At 71.3% G+C, this 15154-nt stretch carries 13 protein-coding genes; 6 read left to right on the top strand and 7 right to left on the bottom strand.

Annotation, left to right across the window (positions count from 1 at the left end; all coding sequences use genetic code 11):
* The first annotated feature begins 12 nt into the window (after positions 1-12).
* Positions 13-1569: a DUF2142 domain-containing protein gene (locus QRN49_RS12895; RefSeq protein WP_284756287.1), complete on the top strand. Its 1557-nt coding sequence runs from the start codon at positions 13-15 to the stop codon at positions 1567-1569.
* Positions 1570-1861: 292 nt separating this feature from the next.
* Here the strand turns inward: QRN49_RS12895 and QRN49_RS12890 are convergent, their stop codons facing one another.
* Both QRN49_RS12890 and QRN49_RS12885 read right to left on the bottom strand, forming a co-directional pair.
* Positions 1862-2893 carry a lysylphosphatidylglycerol synthase domain-containing protein gene (locus QRN49_RS12890; RefSeq protein ID WP_284756285.1) on the bottom strand — a complete coding sequence of 344 codons (1032 nt, stop codon included), beginning with the start codon at positions 2891-2893 and terminating at the stop codon, positions 1862-1864.
* 110 nt (positions 2894-3003) lie between these two features.
* The gene (locus tag QRN49_RS12885; protein ID WP_181440257.1) at positions 3004-4875 is read right to left on the bottom strand and encodes an ArnT family glycosyltransferase; all 1872 of its coding nucleotides are present in this window, start codon (positions 4873-4875) and stop codon (positions 3004-3006) included.
* A gap of 106 nt (positions 4876-4981) precedes the next feature.
* On the opposite strand from QRN49_RS12885, the gene QRN49_RS12880 reads away from it, so the two are divergent.
* A complete protein-coding gene (locus tag QRN49_RS12880) occupies positions 4982-6259 on the top strand; it encodes an acyltransferase family protein (protein ID WP_209050751.1) in 1278 nt (425 codons plus the stop codon).
* Positions 6260-6407: 148 nt separating this feature from the next.
* Positions 6408-7358 carry a GH25 family lysozyme gene (locus QRN49_RS12875; RefSeq protein WP_110863324.1) on the top strand — a complete coding sequence of 317 codons (951 nt, stop codon included), beginning with the start codon at positions 6408-6410 and terminating at the stop codon, positions 7356-7358.
* 6 nt (positions 7359-7364) lie between these two features.
* Here the strand turns inward: QRN49_RS12875 and QRN49_RS12870 are convergent, their stop codons facing one another.
* Both QRN49_RS12870 and QRN49_RS12865 read right to left on the bottom strand, forming a co-directional pair.
* Positions 7365-7592 carry a hypothetical protein gene (locus QRN49_RS12870; protein WP_259515857.1) on the bottom strand — a complete coding sequence of 76 codons (228 nt, stop codon included), beginning with the start codon at positions 7590-7592 and terminating at the stop codon, positions 7365-7367.
* A gap of 131 nt (positions 7593-7723) precedes the next feature.
* A complete protein-coding gene (locus QRN49_RS12865; RefSeq protein WP_209050749.1) occupies positions 7724-8947 on the bottom strand; it encodes a polysaccharide pyruvyl transferase family protein in 1224 nt (407 codons plus the stop codon).
* A 48-nt stretch (positions 8948-8995) separates the two neighbouring features.
* Here QRN49_RS12865 and QRN49_RS12860 point away from each other — a divergent pair, with 48 nt between their 5' ends.
* Complete coding sequence (locus QRN49_RS12860) at positions 8996-10198, top strand: glycosyltransferase (RefSeq protein ID WP_284756279.1); 1203 nt, start codon at positions 8996-8998, stop codon at positions 10196-10198.
* A gap of 70 nt (positions 10199-10268) precedes the next feature.
* Here the strand turns inward: QRN49_RS12860 and QRN49_RS12855 are convergent, their stop codons facing one another.
* From QRN49_RS12855 to QRN49_RS12845, 3 genes are all read right to left on the bottom strand, one after another.
* The gene (locus QRN49_RS12855) at positions 10269-11576 is read right to left on the bottom strand and encodes a UDP-glucose dehydrogenase family protein (RefSeq protein ID WP_071406414.1); all 1308 of its coding nucleotides are present in this window, start codon (positions 11574-11576) and stop codon (positions 10269-10271) included.
* Positions 11577-11646: 70 nt separating this feature from the next.
* Positions 11647-12195, bottom strand: coding sequence for a PH domain-containing protein (locus QRN49_RS12850; RefSeq protein ID WP_071244247.1), 549 nt, complete (start codon positions 12193-12195; stop codon positions 11647-11649).
* A 4-nt stretch (positions 12196-12199) separates the two neighbouring features.
* Positions 12200-13000 carry a biotin--[acetyl-CoA-carboxylase] ligase gene (locus QRN49_RS12845; RefSeq protein WP_284756276.1) on the bottom strand — a complete coding sequence of 267 codons (801 nt, stop codon included), beginning with the start codon at positions 12998-13000 and terminating at the stop codon, positions 12200-12202.
* 74 nt (positions 13001-13074) lie between these two features.
* Between QRN49_RS12845 and QRN49_RS12840 the strand changes: the two genes are divergently transcribed.
* Both QRN49_RS12840 and QRN49_RS12835 read left to right on the top strand, forming a co-directional pair.
* Positions 13075-14670, top strand: coding sequence for an acyl-CoA carboxylase subunit beta (locus QRN49_RS12840; protein WP_071406413.1), 1596 nt, complete (start codon positions 13075-13077; stop codon positions 14668-14670).
* Positions 14670-14924, top strand: a complete 255-nt coding sequence (locus tag QRN49_RS12835; protein WP_051596908.1) for an acyl-CoA carboxylase subunit epsilon — start codon at positions 14670-14672, stop codon at positions 14922-14924. The genes QRN49_RS12840 and QRN49_RS12835 overlap by 1 nt, the downstream gene beginning before the upstream one ends.
* Positions 14925-15154 lie beyond the last annotated feature (230 nt).

Here is a 15154-nt window from a genome sequence, read left to right as displayed (position 1 = left end):
AGGATCGGTGGGGTGACGGCCGAGACGACCACCACCCCCGCCCCACCCCGCACCGCGCGCTGGGAACGTGTCGCGATCGCGGTGATCACGGCGACCTTCGGGCTCTGGCTCGTGGCGTGGGCATTGCTCGTCCCGGTGTTCGAGGCCCCCGACGAGACCGCGCACATCGACGCCGCCGTGCACGTCGCCCTCGGTGACGCCTGGGCGGCCCCCGGCGAGCTGCACGTCACCAACGCCGTGCAGGCCGCGAAGGTCGAACAGGCGACGAAGCCGTCCGACGAGTGGTCGACGGTGAGCGAGCTGCTCCAGAACGCACCAGGCCCCTCGGCGACGGTCAACCAGATGACCCAGCACCCTCCGACCGCCTACCTGGCCGGAGCCGCCGTGCTGCGGGCCGTCGACTTCGGCGAGCTCCGCTGGGACCACGCGTTCATCGCCCTCCGCCTGGCCGACGTGCTGGCCGTCACCGCGCTCCCCCTGCTCGCCTGGGCGTCGGTGCGCCGCGTGACCCGCAGCCCCCGCGCCGCGCTGATCGGGGCCCTCGCCGTGTTCGCGACGCCCGAGCTCGCGTCCATCGGCTCGTCGTTCTCGAACGACGCCCCGGTGCTGCTCGTCGCCGGGATCGTCGTCTGGCTCGCCACCCGTCTGCTCACCGGCGACACCCGCTGGCGCACCACGATCGCACTGGCGGTGGTCCTCGGGGGCCTCGTCTGGATCAAGGGCACCGGGTTGCCGGCGGTGCCGTTCGTCGCGGTGGTGGTGCTGTTCGCCGGTGCCGGGGTGCTGTCCCTGCGGCAACGCATCGTCCGCACGATCGTCACGATGGCGGTGTCCGGCGGCATCGGTGCCTGGTGGTGGCTGCACAACCTCGTGTCGTACGGCCGGATCCAGCCGAACGGCTACACGGCGATGCGGCCCCCGAAGGACTTCCCGCCGGGCGAGAGCCCGACGCTCGGACACTTCCTCGACGTCAGCTGGGGCACCCTGTCGCGCACGTTCTGGGGCAGCTTCGGCGGTCGGGCCCAGGTGACCATCGGTGACCTGCTCACCGCCGTCCTGACCCTGGTCGCCCTCGTGGTGCTCGTCGGCTGGGCGTTCCGCCGGGGCCCGGACCTGCGGGTGGCCCTGTGCGTCGCAGTGTTCCCGGCGCTGCTGATCGGGATCCAGAACCGCACGAGCGCGCACTCGTACCTCACCACCACCGAGGTCGCCGCCACCCAGGGCCGGTACTACTTCCCCGCGATCGTCTGCCTGATCGTGCTGAGCGCGCTCGCGTGGCGACGACTGGTGCCCGCCGGTCGGGCACGCACCTGGGCCGCGGTGGCGCTGGCCGTCGTGCTGCCCGCGGTGGGCGTGTACGGGTTCGCGGTGGCGTCGGCCTGGTTCTGGAACGCGGCGCTGTTCCCGGTGACGGGCCGCGGGCTGCTGCGGTACTCCGAGATCGGCCCGGTGCCGCCTGCGGTGCTCGCCGTCGTCGTGGCCCTGGTCGCGGTGGGGCTCATCGCGTCGGTCGTGCAGGTCGCGCGCGCCGACCGTCGGACCCTGTCGACGACGGTTCCCGGCCGCTGACACGCCCGGCCGCGGAGCGCCGGGGTGGCACAACGTGCCGCAGGCGCGGCCCCGAGGGGTCGCGAACCGTCGGCAGACGCGGCCGCAGACGACACGTCGTGACCCCTCGGCGGACGGCGCGCGGCATGCGGTGGGCGCGCCCACGAGACGGACGGGAGCCCGGTGCCAGCTGGCACCGGGCCTCCCGTCCGTCGTCACGCGCGACCGGTGCCCCACTCCGTGAGCAGGAATGGTCGGGTCCGTCATCCGGACCCGACCATTCCTGCTCACGAAGCAACGCGCGCGACGCGCGTCAGGCGGCGGGGACGCCGCCCTCGACCGCGGAGGGGTCGTCGGTCGGGCGGTTGCGCCGGAACCACGTCGGGGCCGCGGCGCAGAGCAGGAAGAGTCCGTCGACCGCCAGGCTCCAGACACGGGTGACGACGACCACGACCAGCGCGATCGGCGCCGGCATCACGAGCGCCAGCAGGAGGGCCTGCACGCCCTCGCGGACGCCGAGCCCGCCGGGGGCGAAGACGGCCAGCATGCTGATCGCCGAGGCCATGCTCGCGGCACCGATCACGAAGGCCGCGTCGGTGATCTTCAGCGACGGGTACACGCCGAGGGTGATGAAGTAGTACGCCGTGCCGGACAGCACCGCACCGGCCACGTAGAGCCCGGCTCCGCCGAGGACGGTGCCGAGGTTCGGACGGACGTCGGCCTCGAGCGGCTTGCGACGCAGGATCTTCAGCGCGATCCCGATCAGGAACACGAACACGCGCGGGATCAGGCAGACGACGCAGCCCACGAACGCCGCGATCATCAGGACGATCAGCCACGGGTCGAGATTGTGCGTCCGCGGGTCGATGAGCAGCAGCACGAGCGCCAGGGCCAGGGTCGCGGCGATCTGCAGGGCGCCCTCGAGCAACCCGCTCACACCGAGCCGGGCCTTCGAGACGCCGTGCTTCGAGGCGAAGTAGACCTTGCCGATGATCCAGGTCGCGGCACCGGGGATGTAGCGGCCCATCCAGGACTTCGCGTACACGTAGGTCAGGGTCACGCCGCTGCCCTTGAGCCCGGTCGCACCGAGCCGTCGCAGCAGGTAGAACCAGATGCCGACGCCCCAGTACCGGAAGCCGAGGCTGATCACCGTCGCGAGGATCACCCACGACCACTGCCAGTCGAGCCCGGCGAGCTGTCCCCAGTCGACGCTGCGGACGTACAGCACGAGGAACACCGCGAGCAGGACGTAGAAGGCGATGGGGATCGCCTTGCCGAGGAACCGTCGTCGCTTCGACGGACGCTTCCCCTCGGGCGCGGGGGTGTCGCTGGTGCTTGCGGACAAACGGGTCTCCTGCTCAGGTCACGGGCTCAGGTCATGGTAGACGCTGGGGCGGGCCGCTCCCTGCGGTGCTGCCGCAGGGAGCGGGTGCCGGGGACGTCACCGGTCGAGCGTCACCGGGCGAGCTTGACGATCTGCACGCGGCAGGGGATCTCCGGGTCGGTGGAGCGGTCGGCGCTGCACGAGATCGTCGCGTTGTACGTGCCGACCAGCTTGCCGGCCACTGAGTAGTCACGCGCCGGGGCGGTCGCCGGGTCGAACTGCACGAAGTACTGCACGCCCTCGTCGATGAACAGGTTGCGCATCGCGTCCGAGTGGTACGTGTAGCCCTGACCTGAGCGACCGTACACACGCGTGTCGGTCAGGAACGCGAGCGAGGAGAGCGAGCGGTAGTTCGAGCCGATGACGGTGGCGTCCTCGGGCAGGGCGCCGCTCGCCCGGATCTGGTCAGCGAGCCGGACGATCTCCGGCACGTCGGTCGGCCCGAAGACGCGCAGCGCCTCGGTGCGGTTGACCGACGGGTAGAACGGCGCCGGGGACCCGAACCAGTTCTGCGTGTACGAGGCGATCGGCACGACGGCGATCGCGACGCACGCCACGATCGTCCGGACCACGCCCCGACGGCGCACCAGCCGCCAGACGGCCGGCAGCATGAGCGCGCCGATCATCGCCGTCAGGTAGAACAGCGGCCAGTAGTACCGGGCGTTGCCGCCGCCGCTCGACGACGACGTGATCATGCCGTAGCCGACGAAGTACACCAGGGTCGTCGCCGCGACGATGCAGGTGAACGCGTAGCGGCGGAACCGCACGACACCGATGACGAGTGCCGCCGCGAAGAGCAGGGCGATGGGTGCCGCGAACGGGGCGAAGGTGCTGATCTTCTGCAGGTAGTACGGCAGGGCGAGCATGCGCTCGTGCAGGTAGTACCCGGCGCGGGCCGCGATGCCCGACTCCTTCGTGACCTTCGGCGCGGTGTCCTCGGTGGTCGACTGCGTGGGCGGCGGCACCACGGCGGGGTCCGGGTTGTCCATCGGGCCCTGCTTGTAGACCGACGGGGTGAAGTCCTCGTTGGGCGAGAAGGCGTGGTCGTTGGGCGGGACCGGCAGGAACGGCCAGTCCGTGGCACGGCCGCCGTCGTCGAACTTCGATCCGATGTTGACCGACAGCGACGACCCGAGCGTCACCGTGCCGTACTTGAGGGTCAGTGCGCCGACCCACGGGGCGATGACGACGGCGAACACGACGATCGTGGCGACCGGGGCCGTCCACCAGTGCCGGACGGGCTCACGGCGGCGACGGGCGGACCAGACGCGCAGCAGCAGCCAGAGGATCACCGCACCGACGGCCACGGGCAGCAGGAAGAGCTTGGTGAAGTACCCGAGCGCGGCCACGACGCCGAGCACCGCGCCGGAGGCGACCCGCGCACGCGTCGAGCCGTGCAGCGCCTGGTCGGCCCAGCGGAGCGCCCAGAGGAACCCGACGATCCACGCGACGACGAGCAGGTCCGGGGTCTGCACCGACACGGCGCTCATCAGGGCGGGGATCGCGGTGACCATGAAGAGCACGGCGGGGACGATGCGGTGGTTCTGCGACCAGACGAGCCACCCACCGATGCCGAGCACGACGGCCACGGCGAAGCAGTTCACGATGGCGAAGGCCGTCTGCATGCCGAGGCCGAGGGCGATGAACGGCGCCATCATCCACGAGACCAGCGGCGACCAGTACGCGTTGATCGCGTCGGGCAGCCAGCCGTTCGCGTACTCGCGCGCGATGCCCATGTAGGAGATGCCGTCGACGTTCGTCACGCCGAGGCGGTTGTGGTACGCCACGGCGGCGCTCAGGGCGACCCCGATCACCACGAGGACGCCCAGGATCAGGGGTGCGACGACGTGCCGGTACCGTCGCGCACCCGCCCCCGAACGCCGTCCTGCGGGCTCGTGGGTGCTCTGCGGTGCTGCGGTCGTCGTCACGGTCACGTGCTTCATCATGACATCCGTTCGCTTGCCGGACCGCACCGAGGCGGATCGCGGGCCCCGCTCGGCGTGTGGGAGACTGCCGGGGACCCCGCTCCGACCACCTCGAGGACGTTCGTTGGCCACCGAAACCCGCGCAGCCGAATCCGCAGCCGAACCGACGGCGGCCGCTCCCCGCGCAGGGGGCCGGCTCGAGTTCCCGTACCTGGACGGGCTCCGTGGTCTCGCCGCCCTGGCCGTGGTGTTCTACCACGCGTACCTCTTCACCGGGACGACCGGCACCGGGCCGACCGAACTGCCGTGGCTCCGACCGTTCATCGGGTGGGGCTACCTCGGCGTCCCGCTGTTCATCGTCCTGTCCGGCTACGTCCTGATGCTGCCCGTCGTGACCCGGTTCGACCGCTACCGGTTGCCCGGCGGCTTCTGGAAGTTCATCTGGCGCCGCGCCCGACGGATCATCCCGCCGTACTGGGCGTCGCTCGTCGTCTTCGCGCTCATCATCCTGTTCGTCCCGGTGATGGGGCAGCCCGGCGGCACCCAGTGGGACACGAAGCTGCCGATGGGCTGGGGCACGTTCCTCACGCACTTCTTCCTGGTGCACGACTTCTTCCCGCAGTACATCGGCAAGATCAACGGCCCGATGTGGACGGTCGCCGTCGAGTGGCAGATCTACTTCCTCATGCCGCTGCTGATCCTGCCGCTCTGGAAGGTCTTCGGCGGGTGGGCGACCGCGTCCTCGCTGGTCCTCATCGGCATGTGGATGGGCTCCGAGAGCCGCTACTCGTGGATGCACCCGTGGTTCGTCGGCCTCTTCGCGGTCGGCATGCTCGCCGCCGAGCTCACCGTGAAGGCCCGCGACGAGCACCTGACCGGCAAGCTGAACGCCTCGAAGCTCGGCGGGCCGCGGTGGCAGAGCGGCGTGTTCGTGGCCGCGATGTTCGTGGGCATGCTCCTCGTCTTCTTCCGCAACCGCGACTACTGGCAGCACCAGACCTGGCCGTCCGAGGTCGTCCTCGGCATCTTCGCCGGCATCCTGCTGACCTGGATGGGCCGCAAGGCGGTCACCGGGGAGCACACCTGGCTCGCACGCTTCTTCGCGTGGAAGCCGTTCGTGCTCGCCGGCCTCGTGTCCTACACGATCTACCTCTTCCACAGCCCGTTGCTCGGACTCGGCAACCTGCTGCTCCTGCCGATGGGCCTGTACCCGAAGTGGCAGTTCCTGATGATGGTCTTCGTGGTGATCCCGATCACCCTGGCGATCTGCGTCGGGATGTGGTGGCTCGTGGAGCGCAACTTCCTGAACCGCCGGCAGAAGCACGCCACCCGCGAGGTCTCCTCGCGCGGGCGCCTGCCCGAGGTCGAGACGGACGACGAGGGCGCGCGCACCGCCCGCTAGCCCCGACAGCGGACACCGCATCCGACGCTGCAGCGGACGCTGCCCGGGTGCGCCTCACGGACAGGTGTCGCCGAGTCCGGGTAGCATCGCTCGGACCGCGGCGTGGGTGATCAGGCCCACGGCATCTCGACAGGGAAGACGAGACCACATGCGCGCACCCATCAGCAGGATCCTCGGGCTCGGCACCGCTGCCGCCGTCGCCGGGGTCATCACCTTCGGCAGTGGCCCGGCGGTCGGCGCGACCGCCACCGAACCCGCCGGCACCGACACCGGGCAGCAGCTCTCCATCGCCGAGATGGACCGCACCGGCAACCACACCATGGGTGCCGGCATCGCCGCCCACGCCGGTGAGACCCACGTGACGACCTCCCCCGACGCGACCTCGGGCGGCGGCGTGAGCGCACAGTCCCTCAGCTCGTCGGCCGCTGCCGCCACCGCCGGCGGGCCACCCCCCGGCCGCGTGCAGGGCTTCGACATCAGCGCGTGGCAGCCGAGCGTCAACTTCCTGCAGGCCTACCGCAACGGCGCCCGGTTCGTGTACGTCAAGGCGACCGAAGGCACCTCGTACGTCAGCTCCACCTACAAGCAGCAGTACGCCACCGCCAAGCAGCGCAACCTGTACCGCGGCGGCTACGTCTACGCCCAGCCGAGCCAGGCGAGCGGCGCTGCGACCGCGAACTACTTCTTCGCCCACGGCGGCCAGTGGAGCAAGGACGGCAAGACCCTGCCGCCGCTGCTCGACATCGAGTACGGCAGCGCCGCCCAGGGCACCTGCTACGGCAAGTCGTGGGGCGCGATGCGCACCTGGATCAAGGACTTCAACCGGACCGTCGTCGCCAAGACGGGTCGGTACCCCGCGATCTACACCACGACCGACTGGTGGAAGCGCTGCACGAACAACAGCAACCAGTTCTCGAAGAACCCGCTGTTCGTCGCGATCTACCCGGTGAAGAACTTCACCACCCCCGGCACCCTCGGACGCAGCTGGTCGAAGTGGACCTTCTGGCAGTGGGCGGCCAGCGGCACGCTCCCCGGCGACCAGGACGTCTACCGCAACGACATCACGTACCTGAAGCGCTTCGCGTCCCGGACGAGCTGACGCCCGTCAGAGGCGGCGCTGCGACCGACGGCCCTGCCACCAGCCGACGGCGAACAGCACCGCGCCGACGAGCAGGAACGGCCCACCCGCGAAGACGAGGAACGCCGCACCGAACGGGAAGCTCCCGCCGGTCGCGGCGTAAACCGTGAGGATCAGCGCCCCGGTTCCGGAGACGGCTCCGCCGATGGCGGCGGTGACGCCGCCGGCGACGGTGAGGGATCGACGCTCGGTCATGTCGTCAGCCTAGGGGCGCGCGCCCCCGGCGCTCGGCCACCACGAACGGACAGGAGGCCCGTGGCGGTGTCGCCACGGGCCTCCTGTCCGTCACGGGCGCGCGTTCGCACCCGCCGTGTCAGCGCACGGTGTCAGCGAACGTCGCGCGTCGCCTCGGCGAAGTCGGCGTCGAGGGCGGTCGCCATCCGGGCCACGCCCTGCGCGAGCTGCGCGCGGACCGCGTCGCGGTCCGCGTCGAGCGCCTCGAGCTGCGCCGTGACGTCGTCGACGAACGTGGGCTCGAGTGCGGCCTCGATGGGCTTCGAGTAGGCCTGCTGGCCCATCTGCTCGAAGAACAGCCGGCCCTTGTCGACGTAGTAGAGCACCGCGGCGGGGACCCCGGCGATGGTCGCGACGATCGCCGAGTGCAGGCGGCTCGCCAGGAACAGGCGGCTGCGCGACATCAGTCCGGCGTACTCGGACGGCGAGAACTCGTCGGCCTCGACCACGTGGGTGCGGTCGGCGTGCCGCATCAGGGCGATGACCTCGCGGGCGAAGGCGGCGTCACCCTCGGACGCCTCCATGTGCATCGGGTAGAACACCACGTCGGCGTCCCAGCGGTCGATCACACGGTCGGCGAGATCGGCGACGGCCTGCCGGTAGGTCACGAGCTTGTCGCTGTCGACACCGGTCTGGCGGAAGCGCTTCGGCAGGAAGCGGAACGGGATCCAGCCGCTGCGCTTGTAGTGGAACCAGCGTCGGACGCCGAAGCCGATCGAGCCCTCGAGGCGCTCGGCGGTCAGGCCGGTGGTGCGCTCGAGCCGCTCGAGCACGTCCGCGTCGGGCGGGGTGACCGTCCCGACGACAGCAGGGTCGAAGGACGACACGATCGGCGTCTTCACGCCCCAGGACAGGAGCTTCTCGCGGGACTCGTCGTCGCGGACGGCGAAGGCGCTGCAGAGGTCGACGGTGGCGCGGATCAGGCGCTTGCTGACCCCGGCGGTGGTCGGGCCGATGCCCTGGAACGCCCCGACGAGGTTCTTGTTGACCGCACGGACGAGCAGCATCTTGCCGAACCAGTACACGAGGCCGAGCTTGTTCGTGTAGTCCTTCAGGATCTCGCCGCCACCCCAGAGCACCACGTCGGCGCCGCGGGCGGCACGGAGCAGGGCGAACAGGTCACCGATGCCGGTGCTGTACGGGGAGACCGGCAGGAACCGGATCCCGAACCACGCGGCGTCCCGCTCGGGGTACTGGGACAGGGACACGATCTCGGCGTCCGGCCACCGGCGACGGACGAGCTCGACGTTGCCGGCGAGGATCGCCCGGTCCCCGCGGTTGTGGGGCGAATCGCTATTGTGGATCAGTACGCGCACGGGGTGAGAGCCTACCGGACCGTCCCCCGCCAGCCCCGGAAAGGCACGATGTCCCGCACCACTCGCTCCGCCCGTTCCCGCCAGGACCGCCCCCGCCTGCTCGTCCTGGGCTCGACGTTCCCGGCCCGTCCGGACGACGGCGTTCCGGCGTTCGTGCTCGACCTCGCCCACCAGGAGGCCACCGAGTTCGACACCCTCGTGCTCACCCCCCGCGTGCCCGGCGGTGCCGCGAAGGAGCGCATCGGCGACGTCGCGGTGCGCCGGTACCCGTACTTCCCGCGTCGCTTCGAGGACCTGGCCGACGGCGCGATCCTCGACAACCTCAAGGAGCGGCGCTCCCGCATCGTGCAGGTGCCCGCGCTGGTGCTGGCGCAGTACCTGGCCGTGCGGCGCATGGTGCGCTCCGCGAAGCCCGACGTCATCCACGCGCACTGGGCCATCCCACAAGCCCTCGTCGCGACGCTGGCCGCCCCGGGTGTACCCGTCGTCGTGACCACCCACGGCGGGGACATCTACGCGCTCCGTGCGGCTCCCCTGGTCCGGCTCAAGCGCTGGATCTTCGGACGGTCGGCGCACGTCACCACCGTGAACTCCGAGATGCGCGAGCGCCTGACCGAGTGGGGCGTCCCCGAGTCGCGCTCGACCGTGATCCCGATGGGTGTCGACCTCGGTCCGGCCCGCGACACCCGTGCGCGCGTCGCGCCGCAGGAACACCACGTCGTCGCCGTCGGTCGTCTGGTCGAGAAGAAGGGCTTCGGCAACCTGATCGAGGCGCTCCGCGGCCTGGGCGACGACGTGCCCTGGCGGCTCACCGTGGTCGGCGACGGCCCGTACCGCGCCCAGCTCGAGCAGCAGGCGGCGGATCTGCCGGTGACGTTCCTGGGCCAGCGGGGCCGCACCGAGGTGCTCGAGACCCTCGCGTCGGCCACCGTCGTCGCGGTGCCGTCGATCCCCGCGGCGAACGGCGACCAGGAAGGGCTGCCGGTCACCCTGCTCGAGGCCGCGGCGGTCGGGGCCGCGATCGTGGCGAGCGACCTGCCGGGCATCCGGGACGTCGTGCAGGACGACGTGTCCGGCGTGCTCGTGCCCCCGGGCGACGTCCCGGCGCTCCGCGCGGCACTGCAGCGCGTGCTCACCGACGACGCAGCTCGCTCGCGCTACCAGGAGCAGGCCGTCGTCTCGGCGGCGGAGTTCTCCACCGAACGGATCGGCGAGCGCTACCGGGCGGTGCTGCGCGCAGCCATCGGCTGACGACGCGGCAGACACACCGGAGGCCCGGTGCCGGTCCCACGGACCGGCACCGGGCCTCCTGTGTGTCGCCCTAGCGCCCCATGCCGCGGTACGTGAAGCCGGCGGCGGTCCACGCGTCACGATCGAGGCAGTTGCGGCCGTCGATGACGACCGGCGACGCCACGAGTGCGGCGGCGGCGGTCGCGTCGAGCTCCCGGAACTCGGTCCACTCGGTGAGCACGAGCACGAGCTCCGCCCCGCCCAGCGCCTCGGCCGCACTCTCGACGTAGTCGAGCTCCGGGTGGACGCGGCGCGCGGTGACGACGGCCTCGGGGTCGTACGCCGAGACGACGGCGCCGAGTTCCTGCAGGCGGGCTGCGATGTCCAGGGCCGGCGAGTCACGCACGTCGTCGGAGTTCGGCTTGAACGCCAGGCCGAGCACCGCGACGCGCTTGCCGCTGACGACACCGCCGAGCAGCTCCTGCGCCAGCTCGACGACGTGGGCGCGACGGCGCAGGTTCGTGGCGTCGACGTCGGCCAGGAACGCCAGGGACTCCCCGACGCCCAGCTCGTTCGCCCGTGCCTGGAACGCACGGATGTCCTTCGGCAGGCACCCGCCACCGAAGCCGAGGCCGGCGTTCAGGAACTTCCGGCCGATGCGGGCGTCGTGGCCGATCGCGTCGGCGAGCGCCGTCACGTCGGCACCGGCGACCTCGGCGATCTCGGCCATCGAGTTGATGAACGAGATCTTCGTGGCGAGGAACGCGTTCGCGCTGATCTTCACGAGCTCGGCGGTGGGCAGGTTGACGACGAGTCGGGGCGTGCCGGTGGACAGCGCCTCGGCGTAGACCTCGTCGAGGGCGGCGACGGCCTGTTCGCCGGCCTCGCCGTCCGGCACGCCGTAGACGAAGCGGTCCGGCGCGATGGTGTCCTGCACGGCGAAGCCCTCACGCAGGAACTCGGGGTTCCAGACGAGCGTGGCACCGGGGACGGCCTCGCTGACCTCGGCGGCCAGACGTGCGGCCGTGCCGACGGGAACGGTCGACTTACCGACGACGAACTCGCCGGCGGACAGGTGCGGGGTGAGCGCGGCGACGGCGGCGTTGACGTAGGTCAGGTCCGCGGCACCGGTGGGACCCTGCGGGGTGCCGACGGCGAGGAAGTGCACGCGGGCACCGGCGACCTCGGCCATGTCGGTGGTGAAGCGGATCCGACCGGACTCGAGGGCCTCGGTCAGGATCTCGGGCAGGCCGGGTTCGAAGAAGGGGGCCTCGCCCGCGGCGAGCCGCTCGATCTTGGTGGGGTCGACGTCCACGGCGACGACCTCGTGTCCGAGTTTGGCCATGGAGGCGGCGTGCACGGCACCGAGGTAGCCGCAGCCGATCACAGAGATACGCACGTCGAAGAAGGTACCGGTTTCTCGCCGAAGTCTCATCACGGCGCCCGCGGCGACGCTCGCAGCGGCCGGGTCAGGCCCGCACGTCGCCCCACGGCGGACGGTCCGGACCGCCGACGATCTCGTCCCAGTCCGGCTCACGGTGCCGGCGTCTGGCCTCGTAGGCCTCCACCAGGTCGTGCAGGACGGCGACGACGAGGTCGGCGTGCGGCACGTCGGCGAGGACCACCGCTGGGTCGTCGCCGGGGAACACGAGCACGTCACCGGAGCGGAACAGCCCCTGCAGCCCGCGGCGCCGCACGGTGACGTCGTAGCCGCGGGAGTGCAGGAGCTCCCGTCGGGTCCGCGTGCCGAGTCCGTTGACCACGACCAGGCGACGCGTGGTGACGACGTACCGCTCCGACATCCAGCGGAACAGCGGGACGGCGCCGCCGAACACGACGAGCACCACGACGACGAGCGCGACGACGGCGTTCAGCCACGCCAGCTGCGCCTGGAACACGCCGAAGCCGAACCCGCCGGCCGCGGTGACGAGCACGACGAACACCGCCGGGCGCACCAGCCGACGGGCGTGTGGTCGCAGGCGTGCGACGACACGTTCGGGCGGGGGCTCGGCGGTCATGCCGTCATGCATACCGCAGGTGGGTGACGTCCCCCACCGCGACGCCCCTGGTGCCGCCCGCCTGGTCCCGGATCGTGATGCGACCGGCGTCGTCGATGCCGATCGCGTCGGCCTCCTCGACGGTGCCGTCCGGCAGCTCGAGGCGGATGCGGCGACCGATGGTGCCGCATGCGGCGCGGACGTGGGACCGGACCGTCTCGGCGGCGGGACCCCCGGTGACCAGGCCGGCCACCGCCTCCAGGACGGACCGCAGGAAGGCGGACAGGACCGCGTCGGCCAAGGCGGGTGCGTCGTCGACCGCGCCGGCGAGCAGGAGCGAGGTGGACGTCGGAGTGGGCAGCCGATCAGCCGGGATCGTCAGGTTCACGCCGGCCCCGACCACGACGCTGCCGTCGGCGGCGACCTGGCAGAGGATCCCGCACACCTTGTCCCCGGCGACCTGCACGTCGTTCGGCCACTTCACGACGACGTCCGCGCCGGCGGGGAGCACCGACGCGATCGCGTCGCGCATCGCCGCCCCGGCGACCAGCGGCAACCAGCCGCGGTCGTGGTCGTCCAGGTCCGCACGGACGAGCACGCTGGCGGCCAGCGTCTCACCGGCCGGAGCGGTCCAGGTGCGGTCCAGCCGACCCCGGCCCGCGGTCTGGTGCAAGGTCGCGACGACGCTGCCGTGCTGCTGCCCGGGGGCGGCGGCGAGCAGGTCCGCGTTGGTGGACCCGGTCTCGGCGGGAGTGGTGATCGTCGCGCCCGCCGACCGGACAGCCGCGCTGGTGGCGGGGAACGACGGCGACGGGGATGTGGACATGCACGCAAATGTACGGGCAGGAACCGTGGGGGTCCTCCAACCGGCAGCGTGGCACCCGCCGGTAGGGTGAGCGGGTGACTTCAGGAGACACCCCCGATCTGTCGACGACGGCCGGCCGACTGGCCGACCTCCGCGACCGGTACCACGAGGCCGTGACCGCCGCGGGCGAATCCGCCATCGCCAAGCAGCACGCGAAGGGCAAGGGCACCGCGCGCGAACGCATCGAGCAGCTGCTCGACGAGAACTCCTTCGTGGAGTTCGACGAGTTCGTGCGGCACCGCACCACGTCGTTCGGCATGGACGCCAAGCGCCCCTACGGTGACGCGGTCGTCACCGGCGTCGGCACGATCCACGGTCGCAACGTCGCCGTCTACGCGCAGGACTTCACGGTCTTCGGCGGGTCGCTCGGCGAGGTCGCCGGCGAGAAGATCATCAAGGTCATGCAGCACGCGCTGAAGACGGGCGTGCCGATCATCGGCATCCTCGACTCCGGCGGCGCCCGCATCCAGGAAGGCGTCGTCGCGCTCGGCAAGTACGGCGAGATCTTCCGCCTGAACACCCAGGCCTCAGGCGTCATCCCGCAGCTGTCCATCGTGATGGGTCCGGCGGCCGGCGGTGCGGTGTACTCCCCCGCCCTCACCGACTTCGTCATCATGGTCGACAAGACCAGCCACATGTTCGTCACCGGCCCCGACGTGATCAAGACCGTCACGGGCGAGGACGTCGGCTTCGAGGAGCTCGGCGGCGCCCAGACGCACAACGCGGTCTCCGGCGTGGCCCACTACCTGGCCGAGGACGAGACCGACGCGCTCGACTACGCGCGCTCGCTCATCGGGTTCCTGCCGGACAACAACCTGTCCGACCCGCCGGCCTACGACGTCGCCCCGGAGCTCGAGACCACCGACGCCGACCACGAGCTCGACCTCGTGATCCCGGACTCGACGAACCAGCCGTACGACGTCACCACGATCATCGAGCACATCGTCGACGACGGTGAGTTCCTCGAGGTCCAGCCGCTCTTCGCGCCGAACATCCTGATCGGCTTCGGCCGGGTCGAGGGCCGCACGGTCGGCATCATCGCGAACCAGCCGCAGGCGATGGCCGGCACGCTGAACATCGACGCCGGCGAGAAGGCCGCCCGCTTCGTGCGGTTCTGCGACGCGTTCGGCATCCCGATCCTGACCCTGGTGGACGTGCCCGGCTACCTGCCCGGCACCGACCAGGAGTGGACCGGCGTCATCCGCCGCGGCGCGAAGCTGCTGTACGCCTACGCCGAGGCCACCGTCCCGCTCGTCACCGTCATCACCCGCAAGGCCTACGGCGGCGCGTACATCGTGATGGGCTCGAAGCAGCTCGGCGCCGACATCAACCTGGCGTGGCCGACCGCCGAGATCGCCGTCATGGGCGGCCAGGGCGCCGTGAACATCCTGTACCGCGCCGAGATCAAGCGCGCCGAGGAGTCCGGCGAGGACGTCGCCGCGGTCCGCACGAAGCTCGCGAACGAGTACACGTACAACGTCGCGTCGCCGTACCTGGCGGCCGAGCGCGGTGAGCTCGACGGCATCATCCAGCCGCACGCGACGCGCGTGTCGGTCATCAAGGCCCTCCGGTCGCTGCGGGGCAAGCGCGCCACGCTGCCCCCGAAGAAGCACGGGAACATCCCCCTCTGATGGGTCGCCACGCAGCAGCCGTGCCCTCGGACGAGCCCGCCTCGGTGGCGGACGTCCGGGTGGTCTCCGGCGACCCCACCCCCGAGGAACTCGCCGCCGTCGTGGCAGTCCTGCAGCGCCAGGCCGACGAGGCCGCTGCCGCCGGACGCGCCGCCGTGGTCGTCGAGCCCCGCACCGGGTGGGACGCCGCGGCCCGCGGCCTCCGCCGCCCGCTCGACCACGGACCGGGCGCCTGGGGCCGATCGCTCCGCTGATGTACCCCTGGTGCACTGGCGACCGGAACGGTTGCAGGGCGCACTTCCCGGTCGGTATCCCCTCACTCGGGGGACACGTTCAGCGGATACGGACCGGAAATGCCGGAATTGTCCCCCATAATGACGACTGACATGCGGCTCGTGCGTGGGCATAGTAGTTGGTGTTCGGTGTCCTTCAACGAAAGACATCGCAGGACGGTGGCCGACTAGGGTACGAAGCCACCGCCCGC

Source organism: Curtobacterium sp. ME-Dv--P-122a (assembly GCF_030209645.1).
In the GTDB taxonomy this organism is placed as follows: Bacteria; Actinomycetota; Actinomycetes; order Actinomycetales; family Microbacteriaceae; genus Curtobacterium; species Curtobacterium flaccumfaciens.
The sequence above is the reverse complement of the archived record's forward strand: the minus strand, read 5'-3'. Positions and strand labels throughout refer to the sequence as shown.

Coding starts and splice junctions, on each gene's coding strand:
- QRN49_RS12885 (WP_181440257.1), bottom strand. CDS start 4,875: ATGAAGCACGTGACCGTGACGACGACCGCAGCACCGCAGAGCACCCAC.
- QRN49_RS12875 (WP_110863324.1), top strand. CDS start 6,408: ATGCGCGCACCCATCAGCAGGATCCTCGGGCTCGGCACCGCTGCCGCC.
- QRN49_RS12870 (WP_259515857.1), bottom strand. CDS start 7,592: ATGACCGAGCGTCGATCCCTCACCGTCGCCGGCGGCGTCACCGCCGCC.
- QRN49_RS12860 (WP_284756279.1), top strand. CDS start 8,996: ATGTCCCGCACCACTCGCTCCGCCCGTTCCCGCCAGGACCGCCCCCGC.
- QRN49_RS12850 (WP_071244247.1), bottom strand. CDS start 12,195: ATGACCGCCGAGCCCCCGCCCGAACGTGTCGTCGCACGCCTGCGACCA.
- QRN49_RS12845 (WP_284756276.1), bottom strand. CDS start 13,000: ATGTCCACATCCCCGTCGCCGTCGTTCCCCGCCACCAGCGCGGCTGTC.
- QRN49_RS12835 (WP_051596908.1), top strand. CDS start 14,670: ATGGGTCGCCACGCAGCAGCCGTGCCCTCGGACGAGCCCGCCTCGGTG.